This is a genomic window from Rugamonas fusca (assembly GCF_014042365.1).
Taxonomy (GTDB): domain Bacteria; phylum Pseudomonadota; class Gammaproteobacteria; order Burkholderiales; family Burkholderiaceae_D; genus Rugamonas; species Rugamonas fusca.
Genome location: NZ_JACEZS010000008.1, coordinates 208,058 through 223,112, shown reverse-complemented (window position 1 = coordinate 223,112; position 15,055 = coordinate 208,058). Strand labels below are relative to the sequence as shown.

Here is a 15,055-nt window from a genome sequence, read left to right as displayed (position 1 = left end):
GGGCGGCATTTCAATGTCGAGCGGATGGCCAAAGCCACCGCTGACCCCGTGAGCCACACCCCCGTCATCGGCTAGATTACACCTCCAACGTCAGGGATGTCGCCCCCTTACAAATCCGATGATAGACCCCGTTCTTTCTTGCTTACTTGATGACCGATTCCAGTGCGTACAGCTCGGCCGGGGTTTCGCGGCGGCGCACCAGGTGGCACACGTCGCCGTCCACGATCACTTCGGCCGCGCGGCCGCGGGTGTTGTAGTTGGACGCCATCGTCAGGCCGTAGGCACCGGCCTGCATCATGGCCAGCAGGTCGCCCGGCTGCACGGCCAGCTTGCGGTCGCGCGCCAGCCAGTCGCCCGATTCGCAGATCGGGCCCACCACGTCATAGGTCTGGGCCGGCGCCTGGCCGGGGGCCACCGGCTGCATGTCCATCCACGCCTCGTACAGGGCCGGGCGCATCATGTCGTTCATGGCCGCATCCACCACGCAGAAATTCTTTTCCTCGCCGTGCTTGAGGAATTCCACGCGCGTGAGCAGCACGCCCGTGTTGCCCACGATGGAGCGGCCCGGCTCGAAGATGACCTTGATCGGCGCGCCGTGGTGGCGCGCGGCGCGCCACGCATCCACTTTCGCGAACACGCGGCCCAGGTAGTCGGCCACGGCCACCGGCGATGCTTCGCCGGCCTCGCCGTAGTTGATGCCGATGCCGCCGCCGATGTCGAGGTGGTGCAGCACGATGCCTTCCTTGCCCAGCGTGTCGATCAGCTCGATCAGGCGGTCCAGCGCTTCCAGCAGCGGCGCGTCGTCCAGCAGCTGCGAGCCGATGTGGCAATCGATGCCCGTCACTTCCAGGTGCGGCAACTGGGCCGCCGTGCGGTAGGTGGCCAGCGCGTCGTCGAAGGCCACGCCGAACTTGTTGGCCTTCAGGCCGGTGGCGATGTAGGGGTGGGTCTTGGGATCGACGTTGGGGTTCACGCGCAGCGAGATGCGGGCCCGCTTGCCCATGCTGCCGGCCACGTCGTTCAGGCGGTGCAGCTCGGGGATCGATTCGACGTTGAAGCACAGGATGTCGTGCTCGAGCGCCAAACGCATTTCGTCCACGGTCTTGCCCACGCCCGAGAAGATCACCTTGCGCGGGTCGCCGCCGGCCGCGATCACGCGCAGCAGTTCGCCACCGGACACGATGTCGAAACCGGCGCCCTGGCGCGCCAGCAAGTCCAGGATGGCCAGGTTGGAATTGGCTTTCATGGCGTAGCACACCAGCGCGTCGCGGCCACGGCAGGCGTCGGCATAGGCGGCGAAGTTGCCCAGCAGGGCGGCCTTGGAATAGATATAGGTCGGGGTGCCGAACTGTTCGGCGATGGCGCTCAGGGGAACGCCTTCGGCGTGCAGCACGCCGTTATGGTAAGCAAATTGCGACATGGATTAATGGTCGATAGCAGGGGTGGTGGGGGCCGGTGCGGCGGGGGCCTGGCCGTTGCTCGTGGCGGGCTTGGCGGGTGCCTTGGGCAGGTACAGCGGGCCGGGTTGGCCGCAGGCGCTCAGCAAGGCGGACAGGCACAGGATGGTGCCGAAAACACGGGGAATGCGCGCGACGGAGGACTTCACGATTAAAATCATGGTTTGACTAGAGAAGATGGGAGTGTAGCATGGGCGAATCGGAATTCCTGGCGCAGGCGGAAAGCGCGCTGAATGCGATCGAGGCGGCGCTGGACCGCTTGAACGATGAGGACATGCTCGATGTCGAGTGCAGCCGCAGCGGCAATGTGCTTGAAATCGAGTTCATCAACAACGGTTCCAAGATCATCGTCAACAGCCAGGCCGCCATGCAGGAACTGTGGGTGGCCGCCCGCGCCGGCGGTTTCCACTACCGGCAGCGCGACGGCCAGTGGCGCAACACGCGCGATGACTCGGAACTGTACGCATCGCTGTCGGAACTGGTGACCGCCCAGTCCGGCTCGCCCGTCGTGATCTCGCCGGACGCGGACTGATCTGGCCCCCGCGCCGGGGCGTCCGTCAGAACAGCTCGTTCTTGACGGTGTCCCTGGCTTTTTCCTCGGCCGGCGTGCCGTGGCCCGGACCGTCCAGGTTGTGCACGCCGGTGCCGGGCGGATTTTCCGCGTAATAGTACTCGTCGCCCACCAGCATCATGCCGTCCGGCACGGCCCGTTCCTCGATCGGGATGCTCTTCAAGGCCTTCTGCATGTAGCCGATCCAGATCGGCAGCGCCAGGCCGCCCCCCGTTTCCTTGTTACCCAGGTTCTTGGGCTGGTCGTAGCCGATCCAGGCGATGCCCACCAGCTTGGGCTGGTAGCCGGCGAACCAGGCGTCGATGGAATCGTTGGTGGTGCCGGTCTTGCCCGCGATGTCGGGGCGCTTGAGCACCAGCGCCTTGGTGGCCGTGCCGTAGCGCACCACGTCCTTGAGCATGGAATCCATCAGGAAGGCGTTGCGCTCATCGATCACGCGGTTCTTCTCGTCGCCAGCCAGGTCGGGCGCGGCCTGCGACAGCACCTTGCCGTCCGCGTCCGTCACCTTGGCGATCAGGTAAGGGCTGACCTTGTAGCCGCCGTTGGCGAACACGGCGTAGGCGCCGGCCATCTGCAGCGGCGTCACGTTGCCCGCGCCCAAGGCCAGCGTCAGGTAGGGCGGGTTCTTGTCGGCGTCGAAGCCGAAGCGGGTGCTGTATTCCTGGCCGTACTTGGCGCCGATCTTGTGCAGGATGCGGATCGAGATCATGTTCTTGGACTTGGTCAGGCCGCGGCGCATGGTCATCGGCCCCTCGTACTTGTTGTCGTAGTTCTTCGGTTCCCACGCCTGGCCGCCCGTCTGGCCCGCGTCGAACGAGATCGGCGCGTCGTTGATGATGGTGGCCGGCGACAGGCCACGCTCGAGCGACGCTGAATAAATGAACGGCTTGAACGAGGAACCGGGCTGGCGCCAGGCCTGGGTCACGTGGTTGAACTTGTTGCGGTTGTAATCGAAGCCGCCCACCATGGACTTGATGGCGCCGTCCTGGGTGCTGGCCGAGATGAAGGCCGATTCGATTTCCGGCATCTGCGTCACTTGCCAGTCCTTGCCTTCCTGCATCACGCGGATCACGGCGCCGCGGCGGATGCGCTTGTTGGGCGCGGCCTTGTCCGACAGCCACGAACGGCCCATTTCCAGGCCCGCGCCCGTGATCGAGATTTCCTCGCCCGAGGCGGTGACAGCCGTGATCTTCTGCGGCGACGCTTGCAGCACCATGGCGGCCACGATGTCGTCGCTGTCGGGGTGGTCGGCCAGTTCCGTCTCGATGGCGTCGTCGGCCTCCTCCTTGTTGTTGGGGATGTCGATGTAGGCTTCCGGACCACGGTAGGCGTGGCGCTTCTCGTAATCCATCACGCCGCGGCGCAGGGCCAGGTAGGCCGCGTCCTGGTCGGCCTTGGTGATGGTGGTAAATACGTTCAGGCCGCGCGTGTAGGTGTCTTCCTTGAACTGTTCATAGACCAGCTGGCGCGCCATCTCGGCCACGTACTCGGCGTGCACGCCGAACTCGCTGCTGTCGGTCTTGACCTTGAGCTGCTCGGCCTTGGCTTGCTCGAACTGCTGGTTCGTGATGTAACCGAGCTCGTGCATGCGCTGCAGGATGTACTGCTGGCGTGCCCGCGCCCGCTTGGGATTGACGACGGGGTTGTAGGCCGACGGCGCCTTGGGCAGGCCGGCCAGCATGGCCGCTTCGGCCACGGAGATATCCTTGAGGTTCTTGCCGAAATAAATCTGGGCCGCCGACGAGAAGCCGTACGCGCGCTGGCCCAGGTAGATCTGGTTCATGTACACCTCGAGGATCTGGTCCTTGCTGAGGTTCTGTTCGATCTTCCAGGCCAAGAGCGCCTCGTAGGCCTTGCGCTTGAGGGTCTGCTCGCTCGACAGGAAGAAGTTGCGCGCCACCTGCTGGGTGATGGTGGAGGCGCCCTGGCGCGCCCCGCCCGTCAGGTTGTGCACGGCCGCGCGCACGATGCCCATGTAGTCGATGCCGCCGTGCTCGTAGAAGCGGTCATCCTCGATGGCCAGCACGGCCTTCTTCATCACGTCGGGGATGTCCTTGAAGCGCACCAGGTTGCGGCGCTCCTCGCCGAATTCGCCGATCAGCACATTGTCGGCGGAAAAGATGCGCAGCGGCATCTTGGGCCGGTAGTCGGTCAGCGTGTCCAGTTCGGGCAGGTTGGGGTAGGCCAGCGCCAGGCCCAGCACCACCAGCAGCACGGCGCCCACCCCCAGGCCCACCATGGTGAGGCCGGCCATCAGCAGGAAACGTCGGGGTTGGCCGCCTTTGCCGGCGGGCGGGGTGGTGGCGGGGGGCGTCGTAGGGGTGGAAGTCATGCGTGCGATCGCTTTCGGTGTCAAGTGCGGGCCATTATAAGCGAGCGGCGGAGGCGGCGGCGCGATGCTGGCGCGGCACGGGAAATTTCCACGTGAACAACAAAACAACTTAGTTATTCAGGGTGCCACAGAGCGGCGCGCGAGTGTGGCGCAAGGGGCACACTCGTCCAATTGTGCGCAATAGAAATACCTTTACACATATATTGCCAGCATTTAATGTACCAACTTATGTTCGCAGTCTAAACGCTGGTTTTACAACGAGTTCCCTATGCAAACAGTTCCAGTGCACGTCAGGCAGCGCAGCGGCGGCGGCGGTGGCCGTCGCCATGCAGCCATCCATGACCGCGGGGGGCGGCGATGATCGATCTGCAAAATCTGCTGGGCCAGAGCAATCCACCGCTGGTCGGCATCGATATCAGCACGGCCAGCGTGCGCCTGGTGGAACTGGCGCCGGCCGGCAAGGATGGCATCCGGCTGGAACGCTACGCGGCCGAGCCGCTGCCGCGCGGCGCCGTGGTGGACGGCAATATCGAGAACATGGACCAGGTGGTCGACGCCGTGCGCCGCGTGTGGAAAAAGAGCGGCTCGCGCGCCAGGCATGTGGCGCTGGGCATGCCGCCGGCGTCCGTGATCACCAAGAAAATCATCCTGCCGGCCGGCCTGTCGGAAGACCAGCTCGAAGTGCAGGTGGAATCGGAGGCGAGCCAGTACATCCCGTTCGCGCTCGATGAAGTGAGCCTGGACTTCGACGTGATCGGCCCGGCCGCCGGCTCGCCCGAAGACATCGAAGTCATGCTGGCCGCCTCGCGCCGCGAGAAGGTGGAGGACCGGGTGGCCATCGCCGAGGCCTCCGGCCTGAAGGCGCTGGTGATGGACATCGAATCGTACGCGGCGCGCGCGGCGCTGGACCGGGTGATGGCCTTGCAGCCCGACGCCGGCGCCGGCCAGGTGGTGGCGCTGTTCCAGATCGGCGCCCAGGCCACCCACATCTCCGTGCTGCTCGACGGCGCCACCATCTACGAGCGCGAACAGGCCTTCGGTGGCAACACCCTGACCCAGGACATCGTGCGCGCCTACGGCATGGCGTGGGACGAGGCCGAGGCGCGCAAGAAGTCCGGCGACTTGCCCGACAACTACCGCGATGAACTGCTGACCCCGTTCCTGGAAAGCGCCGCGCTGGAAGTGACGCGCGCCATCCAGTTCTTCTTCACGTCCACGCCCTACACCAAGGTCGACCAGTTGTACCTGGCCGGCGGCTGCGCCCTGATCCCCGGCTTGCTGGACCTGGTGGCCAGCCGCACCAAGATTTCCAGCGCCGTCGTGTCGCCGTTCAAGGGCATGACGCTGGCGCCATCCGTGCGTGAATCGCAGCTGCGCACTGACGCGCCTGCCTACCTGGTCGCCTGCGGCCTGGCCTTGCGGAGGTTTGGCTGATGATACGGATTAACCTGCTGCCTCACCGCGAGGAAAAGCGCAAACAGAAAAAAGCGGCCTTCTTCGCCTTGCTGGGCCTGGGCGCCATCGCCGGCGCCGCCATCGTGCTGCTGGTGGGCGCCTACAACGCGCGCCGCATCTCGATCCAGAACGAACGCAACCAGGTGATCAAGGCGGCCATCGTCTCGCTCGACAAGAAGATCGCCGAGATCGCCACCCTCAAGCAGGAGATCGAGGCGCTCAAGGCGCGCCAGCAAGCCGTGGAGGACTTGCAGGGCGACCGCAACCAGCCGGTCTACCTGATGGACGAACTGGTCAAGCAGACCCCGGCCGGGGTCTACCTGAAGGCCTTCAAGCAAGATGGCCAGAAAGTGTCCGTCAACGGGTATGCGCAATCGCAGGAGCGGGTGTCCGAACTGCTGCGCAACCTGGCCGGCGCTTCGCCGTGGCTGGAGCGTCCCGACCTGATCGAAGTGCGCTCGACCGGCCTGGGCCAGGGCAAGACGGCCAAGAAGGTGGTCGAATTCAACCTCACCGTCAACATCAAGCGTCCGCGCGACAAGGACCAGCCTGAGGCGGGTGCCAAGCCGGGGGCCAAGCCGGGCGCCAGGCCGGGCTTGCATCCCGCTCTGAATCCGGCCGCCGCGGCCAGCGCACCGGCGACCGGCCTGCCGCCGGCCAAGCCTTGAACACAGGAACCGACATGGCCGATCTGAAATTAATGGGAGAGTCGCTGGCGGCGCAGTTTCGCGGCCTGAACGACCGGCATCCGGGCCAGTGGCCGCTGGCGCCGCGCCTCTTGTGCGCGCTGGGCGTGCTGGTGGGCGTGGTGGCGCTGGGCTATTTCGCCTACTGGGACAGCCAGTTCGAGGAACAGGACGCGGGCGCCCAGCAGGAACTCAAGCTGCGCGACGAATACCGTTTCAAGGCCGGGCAGGCCGTCAACCTGGACGCCTTGCGCGCGCAGAAAGTGCAGGTCGACCAGTATGTGGAGCGGCTGCAAAAGCAGCTGCCGAGCAAGGCGGAGATGGCGGCCCTGCTGTCGGACATCAACCAGGCCGGCCTCGGGCGCGGCCTGCAGTTCGAGCTGTTCAAGCCGGGCCAGGTGGTGGTCAAGGATTATTACGCCGAGCTGCCGATCGACATCAAGGTCACGGGTAACTACCACGACATCGGCGCCTTCTCGGGCGATATGGCCAACCTGCCGCGCATCGTCACGCTCAACAACATGGCCATCACGGCCGGCAAGGATGGCGGCCTGACGCTGGACGCCGTGGCCAAGACCTTCCGCTACCTCGATCCGGAGGAAGTGGCGGCCCAGCGCAAGGCCATGGCCGACAAGAAGAAGGCGGCGAAGAAATGATGACTCATCTCTCCAGATCACGCGCCGTGCTGGCGGCGCTGGGCGTCACCGTGGCGCTGGCCGGCTGCGGCAACAGCGACGAGCAGGAAGTGCGGCAGTGGATGAAGGAAGTCGATGCGCAGGCGCGCGTGGCCGTGCCGCCCTTGACGCCACCGAAGACTTTCATCCCCTTCGCCTACGCCTCCAACGACGCCATCGACCCGTTCAATCCCAACAAGCTGCTGGTGGAGCTGGCCAAGGCCGCCAACCGCGGCGGCGGCGTGCGGCCCGACATGGAGCGCCGCAAGGAGCTGCTCGAGAGCTTCCCGCTCGACACCGTGAAAATGGTGGGGACGCTGCAAAAGGGCGGCGTGATCTACGCCTTGCTGCAGATCGACCGCTCGGTGTACCAGGTCAAACCCGGCCAGCACGTGGGCCAGAACTTCGGCCTGATCACCAGCGTCACCGAGGGCGCCGTCAATATCAAGGAAATCGTACAGGATGCGACCGGCGACTGGGTCGAACGCATGTCGAAGTTGGAGCTGCAGGAAAGCAAGGAGACCACCAAATGAGCCCATTCCTCCCCACCTTGGCCGCCCGCGCGCGCCAGGCTGGCCTGATGCTGGCGCTGGCCTGCGGCGCAGTCTGGCCCGGTGCAGTGCAGGCCCAGCCGGCCGCCGCCGCCACGGCCGCCGCCGCCAACGCCATCGAGTCGGTCACCGCCAACCAGCAGGGCGCCAACGTGATCGTCAAGATCGCGCTGCGCAACGCGCCCGACAAGCTGCCGATCGGTTTTGCCATCACCAACCCGCCCCGCATCGCGCTCGACTTCGGCGCCACCGTCAACGCCACCGGCAAGACCACCCAGGAACTGAACCTCGGTGACTTGCACAGCGTGAACGTGGTGCAGGCCGGCGAGCGCTCGCGCCTGGTGTTCAACCTCAAGCGCAGCCTGAACTACGCCACCGCCATCGACGGCAACGCCATCATCCTCACCATCGACGGTTCCGGCGGCGTGGCCACGGCCGTGGACGCGAGCGGCCTGCCGGTGGCGCCCAAGGCGGCCGCGCCCGCCGGCCGGCAAATGCTGCGCGACCTCGATTTCCGCCGCGGCGCCAACGGCGAAGGCCGGGTCGTGGTCGACCTGCCCAACAGCCAGGTGGCCGTCGACGTGCGCCAGGTGGCGACCGGCGTGGTGGTCGACTTCCTCAAGACGGGCTTGCCCGAAACGCTGCGCCGCCGGCTCGACGTGGGCGACTTCGGCACCCCCGTGCACCTGATCACCACCGTGCCCCAGGGCGAGAACACGCGCATGACGATCGAGGCGCGCGGCCTGTGGGAGCAGACCGTGTACCAGAGCGAGACCCAGCTGGTGATCGACGTCAAGCCGATCAAGGAAGACCCCAACAAGCTGACCCAGGGCACCCAGGGCTACCGTGGCGAGAAGCTGTCGTTCAACTTCCAGAACGTGGAAGTGCGGGCCGCGCTGCAGGCCATCGCCGACATTTCGGGCCTGAACATCATCACCAGCGACAGCGTGTCGGGCAACCTGACCTTGCGCCTGAAGGAAGTGCCATGGGACCAGGCGCTCGACGTGGTGCTGCAGGCCAAGGGCCTGGACATGCGCAAGAATGGCAGCGTGCTGTGGATCGCGCCCAAGGATGAGCTGCTGACCAAGGAAAAGCTGGAACTGGAGCAGAAGGCCCAGATCGCCGACCTGGAGCCGCTCAAGTCCGAGATCTTCCAGCTCAACTACCAGAAGGCCGAAGCGTTCAAGACCGTGTTCGGCCTGGACGGCGGTGGCGCCGGCGACAAGAACCGCATGCTGTCCAAGCGCGGCAGCGCCATCATCGAACCGCGCACCAACCAGCTGTTCGTGACCGACATCGCCTCCAAGCTCGACGATATCCGCAAGCTGATCGCCAAGACCGACATCGCCACCAAGCAGGTGCTGATCGAGGCCCGCATCGTCGAGGCCAGCGACACCTTCACCCGCAACCTGGGCGCCAAGCTCGGCTTCGCCGACCTGCGCACGCTGCGCGGCGGCGATTCGGGCTACCAGATCGGCAACAGCAACACCCGCGTGGCCATCGGCGGCAACATCACGGGCGTGGGCCAGGTGACGGGCCAGACCCCGGACAAGGGCGATGGCTATACCAACAGCCAGATGATCAACCTGCCGGCCGCCAACATCAACGGCGTCTCGGCCGGCAACCTGGCCGTCAGCCTGTTCTCGTCGGCCGCCAACCGCTTCCTGAACCTGGAACTGTCGGCGCTGGAAGCCGATGGCACGGGCAAGATCATTTCCAGCCCGCGCGTGATCACGGCCGACAAGGCGGTGGCCCTGATCGAGCAGGGCATCGAGTTGCCCTACCAGGTGGCCACCAGCAGCGGCGCCACCTCGATCGTGTTCCGCAAGGCCAACCTGCGGCTGGAAGTGACGCCGCAGATCACGCCCGACGGCAACGTGGTGGTGGACGTGGACGTCAACAAGGACAGCGTGGGCCAGGAGACCCGGGCCGGCTTCGCCATCGACACCAAGCACGTCAAGACCCAGGTCATGGTGGAGAACGGCGGCACGGTGGTGCTGGGCGGTATCTACCAGCAAGTGGAGCGCAAGGAAGTGAGCAAGGTGCCGTTGCTGGGCGACGTGCCGGTGCTGGGCTACCTGTTCCGCACCACGGGGCGCACCAATGACAAGACGGAATTGTTGGTATTTATTACGCCGAAGATTGTCGCCGAGCGGCTCTCGACGCGATAATGGCAATGTTGCGCGGTAAACAAGGGTAATGCGATGATCACTACGGAAAAGAGCGTCATGAAAAAATTCACCGGATGGCTGGCGCTGCTCGCCTGCTCGACCTTACTGGCCGCCTGCGGCGGCGGCGGCGGCTCGCCCGGCACCAACAGCAATGGCGTGGCGCCGTCCAAGGCCGCCAGCGTGGTGCTGATCGCCAGTGCCAACACCATCGATTCATCCGGCATCGATGGCACGGAAGTGACGCTGACGGCCATCGTCAAGGATGCCAACGGCAATGCGCTGTCCGGCGAGACGGTCAATTTCTCCGCCGATTCTGGCACCGTCAGCAACACCGTGCGCCAGACCAATTCCAGCGGCGCCGTGGTCGAGAAGCTCAACACCAAGGGGAATCCCACGCCGCGCGTGATCACCATCACGGCCAGCGCCGGTAACGCCACCTCCGCCCCGATCAAGGTGACCGTCGTGTCCGCCACCCCGACCCTGGTGCTGACGGCCGATTCGGGCGTGCTGCAATCGGCTGGCGCCTCCGGTAACGAAGTGAACCTGACGGCCCTGGTCAAGGACGCCAACAATTCCGTCATGGCCGGCGTCAAGGTCGACCTGTCGGCCGACTCGGGCAGCCTGACGCTGACCAACCGCATCACGGATGCCAACGGCAAGGTCACGGAGAAACTGAGCACGGGCGGCGACCCGACCTCGCGCACCATCACCGTCACGGCCCGCACGCCGGGCGCGAAAGACGCCACGGCCGTCGTCAACGTGGTGGGCAACAAGCTGGTCATCAACAACAGCAGCACGGTCAAGGTGGGCGCCAGCACCGACGTCACCGTCAAGCTGGTCGATTCGGCGGGCAACGCACTGGCCGGCCGCGCCGTCACGTTCAGCTCGGGCGCCAACGCGCTGACCGTCAAGGGCGGCGGCGCGGCCGTCACCAACACGGCCGGCCAGCTGGTGCTGAGCTACTCGGCCATGAAGGCCGGTCCCGACACCATCGTCGTCAAGGCCATGGGCGAGACGGCCAGCTCCAGCATCAACGTCAGCTCGTCCAACTTCAACGTGGCGGCCGTGGACAGCTCGGGCAACGCCATTACCAGCGCCAATATCAACAGCTGCCAGATCGTGGCCATCCATTACGACGTGAATGGCGTGCCGCAGACCGGCTCGGTGGCGCTGAGCGCTTCGCGCGGCACCGTCTACAGCGACCCGGCCTGCGGCAGCGCCCTGAACGCGCCGCTGACCCTGGTCAACGGCAACGCCACCGGCTATGTGTCCGCGACCAGCCCCGGCGTGGCCACGCTGACGGCCAATGCGGGCGGCGTGACGGTGCAGAGCACGCTCGAGTTCCTGGCCCCGCTGACGGCCAGCGCCGTGATCAGCGTGCAGGCCGACCCGGCCGTGGTGGGAGCCAACCTGCCGGGCAGCACCGTGCAGCAGACCACGCTGCGCGCCATCGTGCGCGATGGCACCGCCGCCAACAACCTGGTCAAGAACGCCCAGGTGGCGTTCTCCATCGTGACCGACCCCAGCGGCGGCAGCCTGACCCAGCCGTCCGTGGTCACCACGGCCAGCGACGGTTCCGCCTCGGTCAGCTATATCGCCGGCACCGCCGACACCAAGCTCGACGGCGTGACCATCAAGGCCCAGCTGCAAGGCGCCTCCACGGCCAGCGCCCTGGTCAATCTGACGGTGGCCAAGAAGTCGCTGTTCATTGGCGCCGGCACTGGCGCCACGATCGGCACGCCGAACTCGGCCACCTACCAGCTGGACTACGCCGTGTTCGTGACCGACGCGGCCGGCAACGCCGTGCCCGGCGTGAACATCACCGGCTCCGTGCGTCCCCGCAACTATTACAAGGGCCAGCTGTACTTCCTGGGGATCCAGGGCCCTTGGGGCATCAGCACCGACGTTGACAAGATTCCCACCAGTTGCCTGAATGAGGACACCAACAGCGACGGTATCCTGGAGACGGGCGAGGACATCAACGGCAATGGCCGGCTTGATCCCGGCATCACCATCACCGTGACCTCCAGCGGCACCACGGACGCCAACGGCCAGGCCATCGTGTCGCTGATCTACCCGCGTGACCGTGCCAACTGGCTGGACGTGGACCTGACCATCCGCGGCCAGGTGTCGGGCACCGAGGCCAGCTATGTGGGCTACGTCAAGCTGCCGGGCCTGAGCACGGACTACAGTTCCGTCACCACCACGCCGCCGGGCCGCTACAGCCCGTATGGCACCGTGCGCACCGGCGACACCTACAACGGAGCGTTCGTGGCCAATGGCTGCACGATCCCCAACTAAGTCCGGAAGTCCATGCAAAATGTGTTTTTAGTGGGGCTGATGGGTGCGGGCAAGACAACGATAGGCCGCATCCTCGCCCGCAAGCTGGGCTTGAAGTTCATCGATTCCGACCACGAGATCGAAGCCCGTACGGGCGCCTCCATACCCTGGATCTTCGAGATCGAGGGCGAGCAGAGTTTCCGCCGCCGCGAGGCGGACGTGATCCGCGAGCTCACGGCCCAGCAAGGCATCGTGCTGGCCACGGGCGGCGGCGCCATCCTCAATCCCGACAGCCGCGCCTACCTGAAGGCGCGCGGCACCGTGATCTACCTGCGCGCCAGCGTCAACAGCATCCTGGCCCGCACCGCCCATGACAAGAACCGGCCCTTGCTGCAAACGGCCGATCCGCGCAAGAAGCTGGAAGAATTGATGGCCTTGCGCGACCCGCTGTACCAGCAAGTGGCCCACATGGTGATCGATACGGGCCGACCTAACGTACAATCGATGGTTCAGACCATTTTGACCGAGCTGGAGCGCCTGGCATGCCAGGCCGCGCCGGATTGCGTCACACAAGCCGAGCCATCGATGAGCGAACAAACCACCATCCTGTTAAACGTAGACCTGGGCGAGCGCAGCTACCCCATAGCGATCGGTCCCCAATTGCTGCACGACGGCGCGCTGCTGGCGCGCCACGTGGGCGGCCGCAAAGTGGCCATCGTCACCAACACCACCATCGCGCCGCTGTACCTGGCGCGGCTGGAGGAGCAATTGCGCGCGGCCGGCAAGGACGTCAGTTCCATCGTGCTGCCGGACGGCGAGGAGCACAAGTACTGGTCCAGCCTGATGCACATCTTCGACACGCTGCTGGCCAACAAGGCCGACCGCAAGACCACGCTGGTGGCCTTGGGCGGCGGCGTGATCGGCGACCTGACCGGCTACGCGGCGGCCAGCTACATGCGCGGCATCGACTTCATCCAGGTGCCCACCACCTTGCTGTCGCAGGTCGATTCGTCCGTGGGTGGCAAGACCGGCATCAACCACCCGCTGGGCAAGAACATGATCGGCGCGTTCTACCAGCCGCGCGCCGTGATCGCCGACACGGCCACGCTGGAAACGCTGCCCGACCGCGAACTGTCGGCCGGCCTGGCTGAAGTGATCAAGTACGGCGCCATCATCGACGCCCCGTTCTTCGACTGGATCGAAGCGAACATCGGCAAGCTGGTGGCGCGCGACAAGGCCGCGCTGGCCTACGCCATCGCCCGCTCGTGCGAAATCAAGGCCGACGTGGTGCGCCAGGATGAACGCGAGGGCGGCCTGCGCGCCATCCTCAATTTCGGCCACACGTTTGGCCACGCGATCGAGGCTGGCATGGGCTATGGCCAGTGGCTGCACGGCGAGGCCGTCGGCTGCGGCATGGTGATGGCGGCCGACCTGTCGCACCGCATGGGGCTGGTGGACGCGGCCACCGTGGCGCGCGTGCGCGCGCTGGTGACGGCGGCCGGCCTGCCCGTCAAGGCGCCCGACCTGGGCGTGGCGCGCTGGCTGGAGCTGATGGAAGTGGACAAGAAGAACGAAGGCGGCGCCATCAAGTTCATCCTGCTCAAGCCGCTGGGCGCGCCCAGCATCACCAACGCGCCGCAAGAGTTGCTGCTGGCCACGCTGGCGGCCTGCGTGCAGTGATGCATCCGGAAGCGCACCTGGCCCCATACGCCGCCCACAGCGAGGGCGGGGTGGGGCGGCGCTATCCGGAAACGGCGCACGCCTCGCGCAGCCAGTTCCAGCGCGACCGCGACCGCATCATCCACAGCTCGGCCTTCCGCCGGCTCGAATACAAGACCCAGGTCTTCCTCAACCACGAGGGCGACCTGTTCCGCACCCGCCTCACCCACAGCCTGGAGGTGGCCCAGATCGGCCGTTCGCTGGCGCGCAACCTGCGCCTGAACGAGGATCTGGTGGAAGCGATCTCGCTGGCCCATGACCTGGGCCACACGCCGTTCGGCCACGTGGGCCAGGACGTGCTCAACGAATGCATGAAGGACCACGGCGGCTTCGAGCACAACCTGCAAAGTTTGCGCGTGGTCGATGAGCTCGAGGAGCATTACGGCGCCTTCGACGGCCTGAACCTGATGTTCGAGACGCGCGAGGGCATCCTCAAGCACTGCTCGCTGGCCAATGCCCGCTTGCTGGGGCCGGTGGCCGAACGCTTCATCAAGCGCAGCCAGCCTTCGCTGGAAGCGCAGCTGACCAATCTGGCCGATGAAATCGCCTACAACAGCCACGACATCGACGATGGCCTGCGTTCGGGCCTGATCACCATCGCGCAGCTTGAACAAGTTGAGTTCTTCGCCCGCCTGTGGCGCGATGTGCAGGCCACGTATCCGGGCCTGTCCGGCCGGCGCGCCATCTACGAAACCTTGCGCCGCCTGATCACGGCGCTGGCCGACGATTTGATCGCCACCTCCGGCCAGTTGCTGGCCGACGCGGCGCCGGCCGATATCGAAGCCGTGCGCGCCAGCGCGCCGCTGATCCGCTTTTCCGATGGCATGCGCAAGGATGCCACCGAGCTCAAGCGCTTCCTGCGCGCCAATCTGTACCAGCATTACCAGGTCAACCGCATGCGCGTGAAGGCCAGCCGCATTGTGCGCGAGCTGTTCCAGGCCTTCATGGCCGAACCGGTGCTGCTGCCGCCCGATTACCAGGACAAGTCGGGCGAAGCCGACAAGCGGGCCCGCAAGATCGCCGACTACATCGCCGGCATGACGGACCGCTACGCCATCCGCGAACACCGCCGTTTGTTCTCGCTCGAGGAATTGTAGGTTCGCCTGACGCCGCGCAAACGCCTCCGGTGCGCCGCTTGATCTTTGTCGCGTTGTGGATA

General features: G+C 65.8%; 12 protein-coding genes. 9 read left to right on the top strand and 3 right to left on the bottom strand.

Translation table 11 applies throughout. The annotated features are described in order from the left end of the window. Positions 1-142 precede the first annotated feature (142 nt). Entirely contained in the window at positions 143-1,420 is a 1,278-nt protein-coding gene (gene lysA, locus H3H36_RS11750) for a diaminopimelate decarboxylase (RefSeq protein ID WP_182217648.1), read from the bottom strand. 3 nt (positions 1,421-1,423) lie between these two features. Further along, positions 1,424-1,606 carry an LPS translocon maturation chaperone LptM gene (lptM, locus tag H3H36_RS11745; RefSeq protein WP_220459717.1) on the bottom strand — a complete coding sequence of 61 codons (183 nt, stop codon included), beginning with the start codon at positions 1,604-1,606 and terminating at the stop codon, positions 1,424-1,426. 41 nt (positions 1,607-1,647) lie between these two features. Here lptM and cyaY point away from each other — a divergent pair, with 41 nt between their 5' ends. After that, positions 1,648-1,989 (top strand): iron donor protein CyaY, encoded by a 342-nt coding sequence (gene cyaY, locus H3H36_RS11740; protein ID WP_182217643.1) that lies wholly within the window; start codon positions 1,648-1,650, stop codon positions 1,987-1,989. 25 nt (positions 1,990-2,014) lie between these two features. Here cyaY and H3H36_RS11735 read toward each other — a convergent pair whose 3' ends face one another. Continuing rightward, positions 2,015-4,282, bottom strand: coding sequence for a penicillin-binding protein 1A (locus H3H36_RS11735; RefSeq protein ID WP_375539589.1), 2,268 nt, complete (start codon positions 4,280-4,282; stop codon positions 2,015-2,017). A 435-nt stretch (positions 4,283-4,717) separates the two neighbouring features. On the opposite strand from H3H36_RS11735, the gene H3H36_RS11730 reads away from it, so the two are divergent. Genes H3H36_RS11730 through H3H36_RS11695 form a run of 8 tightly spaced genes read left to right on the top strand, consistent with a single transcriptional unit; the run spans position 4,718 to position 14,993 of the window. Further along, a complete protein-coding gene (locus tag H3H36_RS11730) occupies positions 4,718-5,794 on the top strand; it encodes a pilus assembly protein PilM (RefSeq protein ID WP_182217639.1) in 1,077 nt (358 codons plus the stop codon). Continuing rightward, a complete protein-coding gene (locus H3H36_RS11725; RefSeq protein WP_182217636.1) occupies positions 5,794-6,483 on the top strand; it encodes a PilN domain-containing protein in 690 nt (229 codons plus the stop codon). The genes H3H36_RS11730 and H3H36_RS11725 overlap by 1 nt, the downstream gene beginning before the upstream one ends. A 14-nt stretch (positions 6,484-6,497) precedes the next feature. Next, positions 6,498-7,157: a type IV pilus inner membrane component PilO gene (locus H3H36_RS11720; RefSeq protein ID WP_182217634.1), complete on the top strand. Its 660-nt coding sequence runs from the start codon at positions 6,498-6,500 to the stop codon at positions 7,155-7,157. Beyond that, the gene (locus H3H36_RS11715) at positions 7,154-7,708 is read left to right on the top strand and encodes a pilus assembly protein PilP (RefSeq protein ID WP_182217632.1); all 555 of its coding nucleotides are present in this window, start codon (positions 7,154-7,156) and stop codon (positions 7,706-7,708) included. The genes H3H36_RS11720 and H3H36_RS11715 overlap by 4 nt, the downstream gene beginning before the upstream one ends. Further along, positions 7,705-9,897 (top strand): type IV pilus secretin PilQ, encoded by a 2,193-nt coding sequence (locus H3H36_RS11710; protein ID WP_375539588.1) that lies wholly within the window; start codon positions 7,705-7,707, stop codon positions 9,895-9,897. The genes H3H36_RS11715 and H3H36_RS11710 overlap by 4 nt, the downstream gene beginning before the upstream one ends. A 57-nt stretch (positions 9,898-9,954) precedes the next feature. Then, entirely contained in the window at positions 9,955-12,198 is a 2,244-nt protein-coding gene (locus H3H36_RS11705; RefSeq protein WP_182217629.1) for a beta strand repeat-containing protein, read from the top strand. A gap of 12 nt (positions 12,199-12,210) precedes the next feature. Beyond that, positions 12,211-13,857 (top strand): bifunctional shikimate kinase/3-dehydroquinate synthase AroKB, encoded by a 1,647-nt coding sequence (aroKB, locus tag H3H36_RS11700; protein ID WP_182217627.1) that lies wholly within the window; start codon positions 12,211-12,213, stop codon positions 13,855-13,857. Further along, positions 13,857-14,993 carry a deoxyguanosinetriphosphate triphosphohydrolase gene (locus tag H3H36_RS11695; protein WP_182217625.1) on the top strand — a complete coding sequence of 379 codons (1,137 nt, stop codon included), beginning with the start codon at positions 13,857-13,859 and terminating at the stop codon, positions 14,991-14,993. Before aroKB ends, H3H36_RS11695 begins: the two co-directional genes overlap by 1 nt. Positions 14,994-15,055: the final 62 nt, after the last annotated feature.